The 17651-nt window shown below is 51.9% G+C and carries 13 protein-coding genes; 4 read left to right on the top strand and 9 right to left on the bottom strand.

What is annotated here, in order from left to right:
• Window positions 1-15: 15 nt before the first annotated feature.
• From ileS to PsW64_RS01500, 5 genes are all read right to left on the bottom strand, one after another.
• Window positions 16-2949 carry an isoleucine--tRNA ligase gene (ileS, locus tag PsW64_RS01520; protein WP_063302463.1) on the bottom strand — a complete coding sequence of 978 codons (2934 nt, stop codon included), beginning with the start codon at window positions 2947-2949 and terminating at the stop codon, window positions 16-18.
• A 339-nt stretch (window positions 2950-3288) separates the two neighbouring features.
• Complete coding sequence (locus PsW64_RS01515; protein ID WP_063302462.1) at window positions 3289-4263, bottom strand: DMT family transporter; 975 nt, start codon at window positions 4261-4263, stop codon at window positions 3289-3291.
• A 162-nt stretch (window positions 4264-4425) separates the two neighbouring features.
• Entirely contained in the window at window positions 4426-5364 is a 939-nt protein-coding gene (locus tag PsW64_RS01510) for a DMT family transporter (protein WP_063302461.1), read from the bottom strand.
• Window positions 5365-5388: 24 nt separating this feature from the next.
• The gene (locus PsW64_RS01505; protein WP_063302460.1) at window positions 5389-6390 is read right to left on the bottom strand and encodes a bifunctional riboflavin kinase/FAD synthetase; all 1002 of its coding nucleotides are present in this window, start codon (window positions 6388-6390) and stop codon (window positions 5389-5391) included.
• Between the two features lie 234 nt (window positions 6391-6624).
• Window positions 6625-7071, bottom strand: coding sequence for a MaoC family dehydratase (locus tag PsW64_RS01500; protein WP_057464057.1), 447 nt, complete (start codon window positions 7069-7071; stop codon window positions 6625-6627).
• A 280-nt stretch (window positions 7072-7351) separates the two neighbouring features.
• On the opposite strand from PsW64_RS01500, the gene PsW64_RS01495 reads away from it, so the two are divergent.
• Both PsW64_RS01495 and PsW64_RS01490 read left to right on the top strand, forming a co-directional pair.
• A complete protein-coding gene (locus PsW64_RS01495; protein ID WP_057464072.1) occupies window positions 7352-7735 on the top strand; it encodes a response regulator in 384 nt (127 codons plus the stop codon).
• 172 nt (window positions 7736-7907) lie between these two features.
• Window positions 7908-8582, top strand: a complete 675-nt coding sequence (locus PsW64_RS01490; protein ID WP_063302459.1) for a protein phosphatase CheZ — start codon at window positions 7908-7910, stop codon at window positions 8580-8582.
• A gap of 94 nt (window positions 8583-8676) precedes the next feature.
• Here PsW64_RS01490 and PsW64_RS01485 read toward each other — a convergent pair whose 3' ends face one another.
• On the bottom strand, window positions 8677-9531 hold the full coding sequence (locus PsW64_RS01485; protein WP_063302458.1) for a TIGR01459 family HAD-type hydrolase: 855 nt from the start codon (window positions 9529-9531) through the stop codon (window positions 8677-8679).
• A gap of 202 nt (window positions 9532-9733) precedes the next feature.
• On the opposite strand from PsW64_RS01485, the gene mutL reads away from it, so the two are divergent.
• Entirely contained in the window at window positions 9734-11695 is a 1962-nt protein-coding gene (mutL, locus tag PsW64_RS01480; RefSeq protein WP_063302457.1) for a DNA mismatch repair endonuclease MutL, read from the top strand.
• A 99-nt stretch (window positions 11696-11794) separates the two neighbouring features.
• Here mutL and PsW64_RS01475 read toward each other — a convergent pair whose 3' ends face one another.
• The 3 genes from PsW64_RS01475 to PsW64_RS01465 form a co-directional block, all read right to left on the bottom strand.
• Window positions 11795-13096: a porin gene (locus tag PsW64_RS01475; protein ID WP_063287172.1), complete on the bottom strand. Its 1302-nt coding sequence runs from the start codon at window positions 13094-13096 to the stop codon at window positions 11795-11797.
• An 834-nt stretch (window positions 13097-13930) separates the two neighbouring features.
• Complete coding sequence (gene rsmD, locus PsW64_RS01470; protein WP_063287173.1) at window positions 13931-14491, bottom strand: 16S rRNA (guanine(966)-N(2))-methyltransferase RsmD; 561 nt, start codon at window positions 14489-14491, stop codon at window positions 13931-13933.
• Window positions 14488-16668 (bottom strand): pseudouridine synthase, encoded by a 2181-nt coding sequence (locus PsW64_RS01465; RefSeq protein ID WP_063302456.1) that lies wholly within the window; start codon window positions 16666-16668, stop codon window positions 14488-14490. Before PsW64_RS01465 ends, rsmD begins: the two co-directional genes overlap by 4 nt.
• Window positions 16669-17178: 510 nt before the next feature.
• Between PsW64_RS01465 and PsW64_RS01460 the strand changes: the two genes are divergently transcribed.
• Window positions 17179-17610 (top strand): nucleoside deaminase, encoded by a 432-nt coding sequence (locus tag PsW64_RS01460; protein WP_063302455.1) that lies wholly within the window; start codon window positions 17179-17181, stop codon window positions 17608-17610.
• The last annotated feature ends 41 nt before the right edge of the window (window positions 17611-17651 follow it).

Raw genomic sequence — 17651 nt, 5'->3', positions numbered from 1 at the left:
CGTCACATCGTTCGCTTAAACAGTCGCGCCATCCAGCTCGCGCATTGCATCCGCATCGCGCAGTGTCAGCTCAGGATACTCAGCGTCTGCACCAACTTCTGGCAGGATCTTCCAGGAGCGGGCACACTTGTTGCCCTCAGCAAGACCCGGCACAACGCCAACACCAGCAGTGTCTTCCAACGTGAACGCACCTTCAGGAGCGCTGTCAGAGGACAGATTCAGCTGGGATGTGATCGCGATTTCTGCAGCGTCCAGCCCGTCCAGAGCAGCCATCAGGTCTGCATCTGAGATGTAAACGGTTGGATGTGCTTCCAAAGAAGAACCGATCCGCTTTTCACGGCGCTCAATTTCCAATGCACCAGTGATCACACGGCGCACCGTACGAACCTTCTCCCACTTCGCTGCCAGCTCATCGTTTCTCCACGCAGAAGAAACAGCAGGGAACTGCTGCAGGTGCACAGAAGTTGTCGCTTCACCGTAACGGTAGATCCAGCTCTCTTCCATGGTGAATGGCAGAATTGGTGCCAGCCACATGGTCAGATGACGGAACAGCTGCTCAATCACATAAAGAGAGGCTTTGCGCTTCGTGGAAGATGGAGCATCGCAATACAGCGCATCCTTGCGGATATCGAAGTAGAACGCGGACAGTTCAACAGTCATGAAGTTAAACAGAGCAGAGAACACGCGCTTGCTGTCGAACGCCTGATAGGCATCACGAACCAGCACATCCAGCTCGGCCAGACGGTGCAGCATCAACAGCTCAAGCTCATTCATGTCAGCAAGAGCAATCTCTTCGCCGTCATAGTGACCAAGAGACCCAAGCATGAAGCGCAGAGTGTTGCGCATCTTGCGGTAGGCATCAACGTTGGTCTTGATGATCTCAGGGCCGATACGCTGGTCTTCAGCATAATCGACTGAACCAACCCACAAACGCAGAATGTCCGCGCCGTACTGCTTGATGACGTCCTGAGGCGCAACCGTGTTGCCCAAAGACTTGGACATCTTGCGGCCTTGCTCATCCATGGTGAAACCGTGGGTGAGAACAGCGTCATATGGTGCATGACCGCGAGTACCACAGCTTTCCAAGAGGGAAGAGTGGAACCAGCCACGGTGCTGATCGGTACCTTCAAGGTACAGAACGTAGTCGTCACCACCCAAACCTTTACGGTTCGGGTTCAGGTCTTCGCGGCGTTCCATGCAGAAGGCGTGTGTTGAACCGGAATCGAACCACACGTCGAGGATGTCCTCGACTTTTTCGAAGTTCTCAGCATCATATGCATCGCCAAGGAAGCGCTGCGTTGCGCCTTCCTCAAACCATGCATCCGCACCTTCATTCTGGAAGGCTTCAAAGATACGCGCGTTAACCGCTTCGTCCTTCAAAACTTCACCAGTTTCCTTGTTCACAAGCACGGTGATCGGCACGCCCCATGCGCGCTGACGGGAAAGAACCCAGTCAGGGCGGGCTTCGATCATGGCATTCAGACGGTTCTGACCGGTTGCTGGCACAAAACGGGTCTCAGAAATTGCCTTCAGCGCACGGGCACGCAGTGTGTCCCCTTTGGCTTCCTCGGAAAGTTCCTTGTCCATGTAAACAAACCACTGCGGCGTGTTACGGAAGATCAGCGGTGCTTTAGAGCGCCAGGAGTGTGGGTAGGAGTGCTTCACACGCCCACGAGCCATCAGACCGCCAACTTCTGTCAGCTTTTCGATAACAGCTTTGTTGGTGGAGCCTTCCTTGCCTTTACGGTCCAGGATGTACTTGCCTTCAAACAGAGGCACATGCGGATAGTAGGAGCCATCCGGCTGAACGGTCATCGGAACCTGCTCAGTACCAGCTCTTGCAAAGGCTTCCCGGTTGTCCAGGAACATCTGGAAATCTTCCTGACCATGACCAGGAGCGGTGTGCACGAAGCCAGTACCAGCATCATCGGTGACATGCTCACCGGCAAGCATCGGCACGTTGAAGTCGAAGTAGTCGCCAGCGCCTTCAGCAGCACGCAGCGGATGCGCGCAGTATTCGATTGTGCTCACATCAACATCGGAAACACGCTCATAGGCATCAACGCGGGAGGCTTCAAAAACAGATTCAGCAAGCTTGTCTGCAATAATGAACTCTTCGCCAACCTTCGCCCAGTTGTCTTCAGCAGCCTCAGTCACCTTGTAGATGCCATAGCTGATGTCGTTAGAGAACGAGATCGCGCGGTTCGCAGGGATGGTCCATGGAGTGGTTGTCCAGATAACCACTTTCTTGCCGATCAGCGCTTCATTACCGGACACAATCGGGAAGGTTACCCAGATGGTGTGGGAGATATGGTCTTCATACTCCACTTCCGCTTCAGCAAGAGCAGTCTTCTCAACAATGGACCACATCACAGGCTTGGAGCCACGGTACAGCTGGCCGGAAGTCGCGAACTTCATCAGTTCTTTCGCAATCACAGCTTCACTGTCGTAGCGCATGGTCAGATATGGGTTGTCCCAGTCTGCTTCAATACCAAGGCGCTTGAATTCTTCACGCTGAACATCGATCCACTTATCCGCAAATTCACGGCATTCCTTACGGAATTCGTTGATCGGCACAGCGTCTTTGTTTTTGCCTTTTTTGCGATACTGCTCTTCGATCTTCCATTCGATCGGCAGACCATGACAATCCCAGCCAGGCACGTAGTTCGCATCAAAGCCCTGCATCTGCATGGAGCGGTTGATGATGTCCTTCAGGGTCTTGTTCAGCGCATGACCAATATGGATGTTGCCGTTCGCATAAGGAGGGCCATCATGCAGGATGAACTTAGGGCGACCTGCGGATTGATCGCGCATCACCTTGTAAAGGTCCTTGTCCAACCATTTGGCGAGGATCTTAGGTTCATTCTTTGGAAGGCCTGCCCGCATTGGGAAATCAGTTTTAGGCAGGTTGAGCGTGTCCGAATAATCGCGGCTCGGTGTATCGGTCATTTGGCAGTCCGCTTATGTGGGCATTTGTTTGCCCATAGGCATTTGGTAAAGCGCAGGAATTTGCGCAAGTTTGAAAATCCCGCCGTCTCTGTGACGGTTGGAGGTCTCCCGGTACTTCAGGGCGCCAGCGGGCGTCTCAACTGAAGGCCGGGCCAATAATTCGAAATTGGCACACCTTGAGTAAGGTCAAAGGAGTAGTCCTGTTATCTTCAAACTCGGCTAACATAATGAGTGCTTTTAGCAGCGCTTATCCTAGGAATAAAGAGCCTCTAACAACAAAGCTCAATATTCTCAAGACCAAGGGCAATTTTCCTGAAGGCCGGAGCTGCTGCGCTGAAGTCAGTAATGGCGTTTGGGTGAACTGTCGACAAGCTCTTCGCTCTCCGCCTGACGCTTCGCAGCTGTCCGTTCGCGGTGTGCAATGTAAAGCCCGCCACCTGAGATCAAAGCAACACCCAGCCAGACAAACATGTCCGGAATGTCCCCAAACAGCACGAAGCCCACAATTGTTGCACTGATGATCTCTGTATAGCTGAGCGGTGCAAGAACGGAGGCAGGGGCTCGGTCAAACGCAAGCACGATACACCCGTGTGAGGCAAATGAGATAATGCCCATCAACACGAACAGCGGTAGGTGAGTGAGGTCTGGTGTCGTCCACGCGGCAGCTTCAAACCCAAGCAGGCTTGCGATGATAACAAGCGGTGTCAGCGTCAATACACCAGCAACACCCGTCGCGAACTGAATGCCAAGCAAAGAGGCACTCCCTGCAAGTTTGCGCGTCAGAACAAGATAAACTGCAAAGGAGGTCGCGGCAGCAAGCGGCAACAGAGATGGCCAACCCAACGCGCTGGATCCTGGGCGGATAATGATCAGCGCTCCGATCATGCCAACCACAACAGCTGCCCAACGGCGCACACCTACTTTTTCCTTCAAAACAACGGCAGAAAGTACAGTCAGGATCATCGGCTGCACAAAGAAGATCGCAATCGCATCCGCCAAAGGCATGTACTTAAGAGAAGTGAAGAAGAAGATTGAGCAAATCGCGAGACAAGCACCGCGCACCAGCTGAATACGGTTGACCTCTTTCATCAAAGAGCCGAACGAACGGCCCATGAAACCCGCAATCACGAGAACAATAATCGCCTGACACAAGAAGCGGCCAAGCGATACCTCAACCGGCGAAATGAACGCACTGAGATACTTGGCTGTGCCATCCATCAGGGGGGCCAGAGACATTCCGGCGACCATAAACAGAATGCCATGTAGCCCGGCATTGGAGGTATGACTATCTGTCGAGGCGATTGTTGTTGTCATGTTGCTCTCGGATAATGGGGATACGCTGACATATCAAAGCCAGCGCAGAGGGTAAGGGCCTATATTGACGCACCAGCTATTCCTTTGCGCAACCAAAAGAAAGTGCCGGTAGCAGGCTATTCAGTGCAGTTATCTAAAGAGTATCTGTTCCGCCCCTCAATATTATGAGGGAGAGGGTTTTCTCTCTGCATTTGCAAGTATCAGTCCGCTGCAGATGAGCATACCAACGCCAACCCAGACAAACTCGTCTGGGATTTCATTGAAGACCAGGTAACCGATTGTAGTTGCCGAGAAAATTTCAACGTAATTGATTGGAGCCAATACAGATGCCGGTGCTCTCTCAAAGGCTTTGACCAGCAAAACATGCGCGATCAGGCCAGTGGCACCAAGACAGAACAACAGGATTGTTGGCAGAGTAAAGTTGGCCTCCTGATTGATAATTACCAGATCTCCACCAAAACCAGTCAGCCAAGCATAAATGATGATCGGCAAAATAAAGAGACTGCCAGCGAAGCCTGTCGCAAACTGTATGGCGAGCTGAGAGGATTGCCCGGAGAGCTTGCGTGTCAGCATCAGATAGCAGGCAAATGTAAAAGCAGCAGCTAAAACGAGAAGGCTCGCCGGTTGAAAGACGCCAGTACCAGGGCGCATGATCACAAGCACACCAGCAAACCCAATCAATACCGCCAGCCAACGTTTTGGCCCAACTCTCTCCTTCAGAAAGACTGAGGACAGAACAACAAGAATAACCGGCTGCACAAAGAAAATTGCCGTCGCATCTGTCAATGGCAAGTACTTCAACCCAAACACAATGAACACCGAGCCGACCGCAAGCAGCAAGCCACGGCAGAACAAGGGCAGGGTGGTCTCTCTCAAAAGACTGAGCCAGCTCCGTTTTCGAAAAGTAGCAATCGCCAGAATTATGACGAGCTGCACGGCAAAGCGGAAGAACGCGACCGTCAAAGGAGAGAAAAACTCTGAGAGGTATTTCACCACGCCATCGGTGCTCGAAAGAATGAGTAACCCGCACATCATCAGCAGCACGCCATGCAACACATTATCAGAGCTGGCAGTGCCAGCTCTCGTAGCCGCTGATGTCATGAACTATCTTTCTAAAGGGGGTGACTACCCGTCGGCATTGAGCATTTGGTCCAGATGAGAGAGCGGGCGCATGGAGGCAATCATTGCCCGTGCCTCAGCACTATCCTGATCCATTTGGCTAATTAAGGCTTCAATACCGTCAAATTTAAGTTCGGCACGGATAAATCCGACGAAGCAGACTGTGACTTGCTTTTCATATAGGTCACCAGTGAAGTCAAACACATGCACTTCAAGCAGCGGTGCGCCATCATCAAATGTTGGACGACGACCAAAACTGGCCACACCATCATGCATCACGCCGTCAATTTTGATCTGAACGGCATAAACGCCTTCTTTCAGCTCACAATTATCGGCAAGCTTCAGGTTCGCAGTTGGGTATCCCAACTCGCGGCCACGCTTCTCACCGTGTTGAACGGTCGCTTCAACAAAATAACGATACCCAAGCAAACCGTTCGCCACTGCCAGTTCGCCTTCAGCAAGAGCGGCACGAATACGGCTGGAAGAGATGATCTCTCCCCCCTCATCACCTTCTGCGCCAACGATGGTCACGGCAAATCCATGGGCTTCACCAGCTTGCTCAAGAAATTCAGGAGTTCCTTGACGCCCCTTCCCAAAGTGGAAGTCATAGCCAGTGATGCTCTGGGAAATGCCAAGGCGCCCAACCAGAATATCCTTCACAAAATCTTCAGCGGCCATACCGCCAAACTCTTTTGTAAAGGGCAGTTCGATCACGCCATCCAGATGTTCCGCTTCAAAGATCTCTGCTTTGACATGTGCAGGCGTCAAACGAAACACAGGCTGATCAGGCCGGAAGAAGGTGCGTGGGTGTGGTTCAAACGTCATGGCGAGGGCCGGAACACCGCGCTTTGCAGCTTCATCACGCGCTAAATCAAGGACAGCCCGATGTCCGCGATGAACACCATCAAAATTCCCAATAGCAACAACGCCGCCGCGCAGTTTGTCGGGAAACTGCGCAAGGTCGGTAATATGCTGAAAAGAATGCGCCTGTTTGATCGGCTCACCCATGAACTGTACTTCCCGCTTGAGCGTATTACCGAAAAGTGGCTCCGGTTTTCGGATTAAAATACGCATGAATAGAGAGATTCAGAGTCTGACGCGCGAATGCGTAGAGCGCAGCATACTCCAAACATCTAGAATTTTGCGAGACGGTGCCGTGAGAAGTCCGCCCCGTCAAGCTCTTGAGATGGAGTTTGCCGGGCCGGACACAAGAAACTTCAAGTCCTGTGCAGGAATTTCAGCTTAAAGCGGAATATCCATGTCGGCGCGGGCAGGGACTTTGACCATCGCTTCCCCTTCCAAAACCACCTTGCCCTCGACCAGGCATTGGCAATCCAACCGGGCGCGATTGCCTTTGTCGATCAGCTCTGCAACGCTCACGCGCACCTCAATATCGTCGCCGATATACACAGGCGCGCGAAAATTTAAAGATTGAGACAAATAAATTGCACCTGGACCCGGTAATCGCGTTCCAAGTACGGCTGAGATAAGGCTCGCAGTGTAAAGACCGTGCGCAATACGAGTTTTGAAAGGGGTCTTTGCTGCAAAATGCTCCGACAAATGGATTGGGTTTCTGTCACCGGAAACCTCTGCGAATCCTACGATGTCTTGAGAGCTGACGTGCTTTACGAAAACTTCGGTCATGCCGACTGAAAGGTCTTCATAAGCGAGTGGACGAAGGCTGAGCATAGTGTTTCCTCGAATTAACCACAGGCAATATTGCCGGTAAAACGCGCGGAAACGCTAGTAAGCGGACCTCTAAAAAACAATTAGGCTTTTAGCATTATTGAAATCGTATTGGAGAAATTAACCTAACTATAACGTAGGGCGGGTAATTTCGCGAAGTTGAATTGGTGGGGACCCCTTTTATTTGGAAGGACACCTGCGTCCAGTGTGACCGAACAATGTCGTGGTCGCCGTGAGTATAGCAGAGAGGCAACGACAGCCTCTTGAGAATATGGAGTTGTACATGGCCCTTGATCTTCAGATGCCAATTCTGGTTGTCGATGATTATAAGACCATGATTCGAATCATTCGGAACTTGTTGAAGCAACTTGGCTTTGCGGACATCGATGATGCGGCTGATGGCACTGAGGCCTACGAGAAAATGAAGCAGCGCCGTTACGGCCTGGTGATCTCGGATTGGAACATGGAACCTATGACTGGCTATGAACTGCTCAAGCAGGTCAGGCAGGATGCTGCTCTTAGTAAGACGCCATTCATTATGGTGACGGCTGAGTCTAAAACGGAAAACGTGATCGCTGCTAAAAAGGCAGGGGTTAACAACTACATCGTTAAGCCGTTTAATGCGCAAACTCTTAAAGGCAAAATCGAAGCGGTTTTCGCTGAGTAAATTGTTTGCGCACAACTGAAGAATAGGGGCTGGGGTGAGGACGCGATAACGGTAGCGCCCCTACCCTTCTGTGCACCCAACTGACCGGTTACAAGGTCGGGTAGAGCTCTAACCCGGCAGGCGATTTTGCCTGCTGGAGGAGACGTTCCCTACACAGGCAAAGGGAAGTGTTTTGACCAAAATTGATATTCAGCAACTCATCGATTTTCTGGAAGAAAGCCGTGAGAAATCTAGCGAAGTCACACTAACTGATGTGATGGGCCTTGCAGAGGTTATGACAGGTTCAATGGGGGACATCATTGAGCACATCCAACCTGCAGTGACCGTGGAACTGGCAGAAATCGGCGCGGAAATTGCACGGATGAAAGCCGAAATCAGTAAGCTTCGTGTCGCAGATATGAGAGATAATCATATCCCTGACGCTGGTCGGGAGCTGGATGCTATTGTTTCTTCAACAGAGGAAGCAACACATTCAATCATGGAAGCAGCTGAAGCCATCATGGCAGCTGATCCTGAGGACATTCAAGCCTATCAGGACACCGTCAACAATCAGGTTATGGAGATTTTTCAGGCCTGCGCGTTTCAGGATATTACTGGACAACGCATTTCTAAAGTTGTCAGCACCCTGAATACGATTGATGAGCGTGTTTCCAACTTCGTCGAACGTTTACGCCTTGAGCAAGAAGCTCATAACGAACAGGGCGGGGAAGAAACGGATGAAGAGCGCCGCAAGCGTGAGCTGATCCTCCATGGCCCGCAGCACAAGGGTGAAGGCGTCTCTCAGGATGAGATTGATGCTATGCTCGGTGATGTGCAGCAGGACGATATCGACAAGCTGTTCGCCTGATTTTACTTGCGATCAATTTGTCAGTGGGCACTGCCCACCAACAAGAAATCTAAAAGCAGTTTGTTGACCTGAAATGGTGCAAACTGCTTTAGTCTTACCAGTTCAGGCGCCCCATAAAACTGTGCACATGCAGGCCTTCTGCCTTAAGCATGCTTTCAACGGCTTCGGCATCCCCTGTCAGATCCGCCGCATGAATACCGTCCGTCAAAAACAATGCGTGGATGCCCTGGGCATTTGCACCTTTGATATCAGTCGGTAAACCGTCACCAATTGCCAGAATTTCAGTTTTTTCAAGCGCTCTACCTGCGTGCACATTCAGTTCTGCCCGCGCCATATCGTAGATCGGATGAAAAGGCTTGCCCGTAATGATGACGCGGCCACCCATCTCCTCATAAAGCTTTGCGAGTGCACCTCCACACCAGACCAACTTGTCGCCTTGTTCAGCAACAATGTCTGGATTAGCGCAAATGAGTGGCAGGTTCAGCTTCAATAACTCTTCAAAATGAGAACGATAGTCTTCAGGCTCTTCGACGCGCCTGTCGTTCAAACCTGAACAGACGATAATGTCCGCAGCATTCGGCTCCACAAAGTCAAAACTTGCACCATGAAACAGGCTATGATTCTTTTTGGGTCCAATATGATAGACTTTTGCGTGATCTATGGCTCGAAGATCAGCCTGAACAACATCGCCTGACGAGACAATTGAGTCATAGCAGGTCTGCGGAACACCCAAACTGCGAAGATGCTGTTCAATCTCATGGGATGGACGCGGTGCGTTGGTAATCAAAACAACAGGCTTGCCACAACGCGTCTTATAGGTCTCAAGAGCGTCAATTGCTGCCGGAAAAGCACTCACGCCATTATGTAAAACACCCCAGACATCACATAGAATGCCGTTGAACTGATCTGCAATCTGGCTGAGGCCAGTGATGGGGGATTGCTGCTTCATATGATGTTCTCTTGGAGGAAACTTGGATACGCTCTTGAAAAAAGAGTAGAGTTGAGCCAAATCCTCATAGCCTGAGCAGGTGGCGACGACAAGTAGATATAATCACTGCTCATCTTGCATTGATACTGAGCGCAAATCTCTGTCACAAATATGATTTGGATGCGCCATGTATATGCAGAACAATCTTTGAGACGGAGCGGTTATGGCGGTAAGACAACTTAGCGATACGACAATTAACAGAATTGCCGCTGGTGAAGTGATCGAGCGGCCTGCAAGTGTCGTCAAAGAGCTGGTTGAAAACGCAGTTGATGCTGGTGCTACACGCATCGAGATCGTCACCGCGACCGGTGGTAAAAGCCTGCTGCGCATCACAGACAATGGTGCAGGTATGACGAAGGAAGACCTTCAACTCGCTGTTCGCCGCCATTGCACATCCAAACTGCCCGAAGATGATCTTATGGACATCCGGACCATGGGCTTCCGTGGAGAAGCGCTGCCATCCATTGGCGCGATCTCACGCCTAGAAATAACCACACGCCACGCCTCAGAGCCACACGCCTGGAAAATTGAGGTTGAAGGTGGCCAGAACAATGATATCGAACCCGCTGCACTGAACTCTGGAACGCGCGTAGAAGTAAAAGATATCTTCTTCTCCGTGCCCGCACGTCTTAAGTTCTTAAAGTCCGACCGTGCTGAAGCAACAGCGATCACAGAAATCATCAAGCGCATCGCACTTGCAAACCCAACTGTCAGGTTCACCCTCTCTGGATTAGACCGCCGTCAGCTGGAACTGCCAGCTTGCACCGGAGATGATGCGGATCTCGCCCGGATCGGGCAAATACTCGGTGCAGAGTTTACAAAAAATGCCATGGAGATTGAGGCGCTGAGAGAAGGGGTGCATCTGTATGGATATGCAGGCCTGCCAACCTTCCACCGCGCCAACTCACAGCACCAGTTCTTTTTTGTAAATGGCCGTCCAGTAAGAGATAAGTTGCTCTTAGGCTCCCTAAAAGCAGCATATTCAGATGTGCTATCGCGTGATCGTCATCCGATTGTAGTGCTCAACATCGACCTTGATCCACACCAGGTGGATGTAAACGTACACCCAGCAAAGGCGGATGTGCGCTTTCGAGATGGACAGCTGGTTCGTGGATTGATGATTGGTGCGCTGAAAAATGCCTTCGTCCAGTCTGGCTTCAGAGCATCCACTGCAAATACCCAATCTGCAATCAACGCCATCCGCCCAATGGGACAAAGCGCAGGTTTTAATGTTCATTCAGGGGCATCCGTGCATTCACCTCAAGGCCATAGAGAGGCCCCTCAAAACTATTCGTGGCAACAATCATCCTATCGACCAGAAGAAGACGCTGCCGGCGTGTGGAGCGCTGCAGATATCCCTGAAGTCGGATCCAGTGAAACGCAGTTAGGCTTGATGGAAGCGAATGCGCCTTATTCTGGGCCACTGGATCAATCGCAGCCACAGCTGCAGGCGAACGAGCAGGGAACGCAGGCCTATCATTTGGTCGATGCGCCATCCGCAGACTCGCGAGCTCACGGACACCAGTTACCGGAAGATCGCGAAAACTTCCCGCTAGGGGCCGCCAGAGCGCAAATCCACGAAACCTATATCGTGTCGCAAACCAAAGATGGCTTGGTCATTGTAGATCAGCACGCAGCTCACGAACGTCTTGTCTATGAACAATTAAAAGAAGACCTGTCGAAGTGCGATGTATCTCGGCAGATGCTCCTCATCCCGGAAATTGTCGACCTTCCTGAAGAGGATGTTGCACGATTGGAAGAACGCTCGACGGAACTGGAAGAAGTTGGCCTTGTTATGGAGCGCTTCGGGCCGGGGGCAATTGCAGTGCGAGAAACACCATCCATGCTCAAACGCCTTAACATCAAAGCGCTTGTGCAGGATCTTGCTGACGATTTTGCGGAGTTCGACAGCTCAACCCGCATCAGAGAGAAGCTGGATCTGGTGGCTGCAACAATGGCATGTCATGGATCAATCAGAGCAGGGCGAAGAATGCGACCTGAAGAGATGGACAATCTACTTCGCGATATGGAAGCAACGCCAAAGTCAGGACAATGCAATCACGGCAGACCAACATGGATTGAGCTGAAGCTCTCCGATATCGAACGCTTGTTTGGTCGCCACTAATTAATACGACAAAAACCAGAAGAGGCGGATCAATGATCCGCCTCTTCCAGTTCGTATTCTCGATTACACTAAGTAATCGATGGGTTCTGACATGTGGCCTCAGAAGTCCCGTTGAACACGGAGCAGGACTGAGATGATATCCTGTTGGCCGAGTGGGCGAGTTGGGTTACCGCCGTTAGTAGAGTTATCGGGGTAAAGGTTCCCATTCGCTACGTTTCGATAGGCAACTTCAGTACCGATTTCGAAGCCGCTAACTGGTGTCCAGCCAACCTTACCGACAACATCCCACTGGTTTTGGTTCCAAAGGAACTTGGAGCGAGCGTTAGCAAAAGAAGCCTGAATTGCTGCGTTCCACTCAGGAGAGAAGTCAGCTTGGAAACCCCATGCAATGGACCAACCGGTTGCAATTCCGTCTTCACCATCTGTAAGTGAGGTCGCATCCCAGACTACGTTCTGCCAGTCACTGTTTACGTAACCAAGCGCACCCTGTGAGAAGGTTGCCTGAACAACACCCTGGAAACCGGAGAGCGTGCTAGTGAAGAATGGTAGGTCAAATTCAAAACCACCACCAACGGCCCAGCCGAGCAAACCAGAAGGGTAAGATTCAAGATAACGGATCTCAGTTAGAGCACCCATGATCTGTGCGGAACCCCAACCCTGATCAAGTCGGATGTTAGCAACAAGGTCAGGGAAGCGCATGCCGCCGTAGCCTTGGTTAAATCCGGTTGAGTCAAGATATTCACCAGTAAAGAGGTTCTGCTGGCGAGCTGTTCTGTCTTCCACAGACCAGCTGGTGGACAAGCCGTTACCCAAATCGAAGGTATAACCAGCAAGCCAGAGATTTTGGTCAGAGTACGCAACGGTGGTGATCGCACCGTAGGCATAACCGGTCCAGAAGTCATAGAAGGACTGTGCACGACCGATGGTCATACCGCCAAACTGTACGAACGCATAATCAAGCGTCATAACAGTGTTGTCCTGTTCAACCCCAAAAGAGCCGACTGGGTTGTTCACGTTAGGAACAGAGCTGTCATCCTGAATAAAGCCAGGTGTGTCGACTGTTCCGAACAAATCAATGTAAGCACGAAGCAAGCCGTATTCTGTTTGAGTTCGGGCGTCCATGCGGAGGTAGCCACGTGCACGAGTGGATGTTGAATTTCTTGTCCGCTCAGACCAGTCGCTTGGGGCCGCCCCAAAGTTGTTGAAACGGTATTCTGCACGAACACGACCGCGAATTCTCAAACAGGTATCAGTGCCTGGAATATAAAAATATCCAGTACCGTAGGCGTCACAAATCTGGACATATTCTACGGGCTCCGGTGCAACGGGAAGATCGGCTGCAAGGACCGGAGTGGCACTCATCATAAGCGCTGCTGCGGCGCTAGTTGTAAAGTGGCGCATAATTCGACTCCTAAATCGGGTAGAAACCCACTCCTCAAACAAGGTTTATTGACAAAACTACTTAAGGCGGCCCAAATGCTGCCTAAGCAAAACTAATTTTATTGTTGTGTACGCGAATTCCCTGCAGCAATTGATGCCAGCACATGCTTATTTATGCAATAATAACTCTAAAAATAACCTAGAGTTATCAAGCTAATCGAAACCGCTGTTTCATTCCTGCAACGCTTTTATCCCAAACTAGGTAGATGTAACAAACGCAATTCAAGGGAGCTTCTCTTTGAATTAAGCTATTGTTATTGTTAGTTAAAAAATAATTACGCAGATTTGCGAGCCCTTTTCCTATGCAAGCTGCGTCATTCGAATCATAGACACAAATGAAGTTCATATCAGGGAGGTGTGATACTCCATGATAAGTATAGTGATAGTATTTACAAGTATTCGAATTTTGCGTTGTTTTGGGGAAGTTTGCGTTCTTTTGAGGACTGACGCGCTGCTATGCGAACTGTGAACCTCAATCCCGCAAATCTCTGTTTTTCAGGAGGCAGAGGGCCAATGCATCCTCCAGCCCACCCACACCGGACCAGATCCTTAGCCACAACACGGTGCCATCACCTCAGAACGCCGGATAGCAACGACCCGTTTCAATCAGTTTGGCTGAAGACCCCAAGCTCGCCTCTGCCCACAGTCCTTGCTCACCTGCGCCATCATCGAGCGCACACACACATCACAGCGGCCCTCTATCCAGCACACAGAGGGGAGGGCAACAAAAAAGGCCTTCCCGAAACCACATCGGAAAGGCCTTCTTCTACTCTTTATATATAGGGTCGCTCTGGGCTACACGCCGAGATACCTGAGAATGAGGATCTGACTGTCGCCCGCATGGCGTACATCCAGCCCTTCAAACCCGTCAGGGATCACTGGAGAAACGCTCGCATCTTCTTCCCAGATGCAAAGAGCGCCTTTATTGAGCCAGCCACCAGCTACGGCACTGGACAAAGCCTTCTCGCCGAGCTCGTTGCGGTAAGGTGGATCCAGAAACACGAGGTCGAACGGAGCAATGGTTCCCGCTTCCCCTAAAGATGTCGCATCACGTCGTAAGATCTTTGTGGCGCCCATCAGTCCTGTGGTCTCCACATTCCGGCGGATCAATCCACGTGGCTCTACGGCCTCTTCAACAAAGACGCAGTACTTGCCGCCACGGCTCATCGCTTCCAGACCAAGAGCGCCGGTCCCTGCAAACAGGTCCAGAACGCGTGCGTCCTGAACCGGATTGTCATAGGAATGAGCGAGCACATTAAAAATGGTCTCTCTCATCCGGTCACTGGTAGGCCGTGTGTTTTGTGTCTTGGGCGTAGCGAGAGCAGTTCCCCGAAAGCGTCCAGCAACAATTCTCACGATTTTCTGCCGCCTTTGTTTCCACGAGGCGCGCCAGAGCGATCACCACCTGGGCGACCACCACGCGCTTTATCACCGCCAAAGCTCTTGCCGCCACCACGAGGACCCTTGCTAAAGCTTGGCTTGCCGCCATCACGGCCACCTTCACGAGGGCCTTTGCTGAAGCTTGGCTTGCCACCATCACGGCCACCTTCGCGAGGACCTTTGCTGAAGCTAGGCTTACCGCCATCACGGCCACCTTCACGAGGACCTTTGCTGAAGCTAGGCTTACCGCCATCACGGCCACCTTCACGAGGGCCTTTGCTGAAGCCAGGCTTGCCACCATCACGGCCACCTTCGCGAGGACCCTTGCTGAAGCTTGGCTTACCGCCATCACGGCCACCTTCGCGAGGGCCTTTGCTAAAGCCACGCTTTTCGCCATCACGGCCACCTTCACGAGGGCCTTTGCTAAAGCCACGCTTGTCGCCGTCACGACCACTGTCACGACCGCCTTCGCGCTTATCGCCACGTGGTCCCTTATTGAAACCACCACGCTTTTCATCAGAAGGCGCATCATCGCGGGAGCGACGGTTGGAGAAGCGGCGCTCACCCGGTGTTGGACCGGTATCGCCAGAATAACGCGCATTGTCTGCAGGGTTAAAGTCACCACCGCGACCACCGTCACGTTTTGGAGCGTCGGCCTCAGCTGAACGTTTTGTGCCGCCATGAGCCAAATCGAAGTCACCACGCTTGGTGCGGGTGCCAAAACGACGCTCTTCCGGCTTACGCTTCGCAGCGGTTCTGCCTTCGTCCTCATCAAAACTTGGAGTGTATGTATCTACGCTGCCGTCTGCGCTGAACACGCGGCGCGGCTTGATGTAACCACCACGCTCGTTGCTGCCAAAGCGGGAAGGTCCAGCCTGACGGTCACGATCGCCGAATGATTTGCGGTCGCCGCGGTCACGATCACCAAATGGCTTGCGATCGCCACGGTCACGATCACCAAATGACTTGCGTTCACCACGATCACGATCGCCGAATGGCTTACGATCACCGCGATCACGGTCGCCAAAGGATTTACGCTCACCACGGTCTTCAGAAGGCTTGCGGTCACCAAAGGTTGGTTTCACACCAACGCGCTTACGGTCACCAAACGGGTTCTGTTCAGAGCGTTCACCACCACTATCTTTCTGGTCGCTGCCATGGCGCAGTGGCTTGCTCTTGTTCTTAGCAAGAACAGCAGCAGCATCTTTTGCGCTGATCCAGCCACCACCGGCACCACCAGAAGATTTCTTTCTCTTCTTCAGTTCGGCTTGTTTGCTGGTCCGGGTATCCATCTGGTTGACGATAGGAGCGTCAAAGTCCAGGTCAGCTTCAGTAACAAGGCGTTCGCCCAGCTGGTCTTGAAGCACACGGCCACGGATTTCCTGCAGTTCACTGTCACCAAGGTCGCCCAGCTGGAACGGACCAAAGGAAATGCGGATCAGGCGGTTCACGGAAAGGTCAAGATGCTCAAGAATCCGCTTAACTTCGCGGTTCTTGCCTTCACGCAGGCCAATGGTCAGCCAAACGTTGTCGCCTTTTTCAGTGTCCAGTGTCGCTTCAATAGCGCCATAAAGAACACCGTCAATGGCAACACCGTCTTTCAGGGCATCCAGCTGCTCTTGAGTCACCTTGCCGTAGGCGCGCACGCGGTAGCGGCGCAGCCAGCCAGTTGCAGGCAATTCAATCACGCGGGAAAGGCCACCATCATTGGTCAGCAGCAGCAGACCTTCGGTGTTGATGTCCAGGCGGCCAACAGTCACAACGCGTGGCATGTCAGCAGGCAGGATGTCAAAAACAGTTTTACGACCCTCAGGGTCTTTATTCGTGGTTACCGTGCCACGTGGTTTGTGGAAGAGCCAGAGGCGCGTCCGCTCACGGGTTGGCAGAGGTTTGCCATCAACGACAACCTTGTCTTTTTGGGTAACGGTAAAAGCTGGTGTTTCCAGCACGGTGCCGTTGACGCTGACACGGCCAGCTTCAATCCATGTTTCTGCATCACGGCGAGAGCACAGACCAGCACGTGCCATTGCCTTGGCAATACGTTCGCCTGCAACGGTGACTGTCTGATTTGGTTTTTTGTCGCCGGAGGATTTTTTGGTCTGCTCGCCAGATTTGCGGGGGGAGCTAGATGGTTTTTTACCGCTGTTTTTCATTGGCTCTTGCCCGGCGAACCGGGGCCTTTAACTTTCTACACTCTGATCAGATACACTGGATGAGCTCGCATAGGCGTCACCGCCTTGGCTGCCCAGCAGTCTGCCAGATGCCACACAATATTCGAATGTCGTTAGAGTGCATTCCGTTTGATTGCAGAGAACCAGACGATAAGAATTCACTCATAATAAGAAAACGGAGCGCGACGCGTGGATGCATTCAAAACGCGGGCGTGCTCTATCCCGGTCATAACCTAAGAGGCGCCAGTTGGCAAAGGGGCAAAAGCAGACTCTCGAATTTTTTTCTGATTTTGTTGGCTCAGACTCACCTGACACTTTCATAAATGATGACAGCTTGAGTGATCTGAACATTTGCGCTTTGCATAGATCTGGCGCTTGTTAAACCGTTTTATCTCTTGTTTTTGCGTGTCTTTATCCAAAACCTGCTTCCACTTTTTAGCAATACGCACTAGCTTGGCCCTCATGAAGACGCCCACATTGAACTCTACTTTTATGGATCTGGCATTGGAGGAAGCGCGCGCAGCAGAAATGCGCGGCGAAGTCCCCATTGGCTGTGTTGTTGTAAAAGATGGAAGTGTCTTATCCTCTGCGGGCAACCGCACACTGGAGCTGAATGACCCCACCGCCCACGCAGAAGTGCTTGCCATTCGCGAAGCCGGAAAGCAGCTCAGCTCTCAGCGGTTGGAAGGCTGTGACCTCTACGTCACGCTGGAACCATGCCCAATGTGTGCCGTGGCCATCTCCTTCGCCCGCATCCGCAGGCTCTATTATGGGGCAGGGGATGCCAAAGGCGGCGGCGTTGACCACGGCGTCCGCTTCTACTCCTCCCCAACCTGCCACCACACCCCCGACGTCTACTCCGGCCTGGCCGAAACAGATTCAGCCGCCATGCTCAAAACGTTCTTCCAGGGGAAGCGGGGTTGAGTGAAGACCACCCATGAACTGAGATATGTTCTGAACCATTA

The sequence above is a fragment of the Pseudovibrio sp. W64 genome, assembly GCF_001623145.1.
Lineage (GTDB): Bacteria > Pseudomonadota > Alphaproteobacteria > Rhizobiales > Stappiaceae > Pseudovibrio.
Note: the sequence above shows the minus strand (reverse complement) of the source record. Positions and strands in the feature narration are given on the sequence as shown.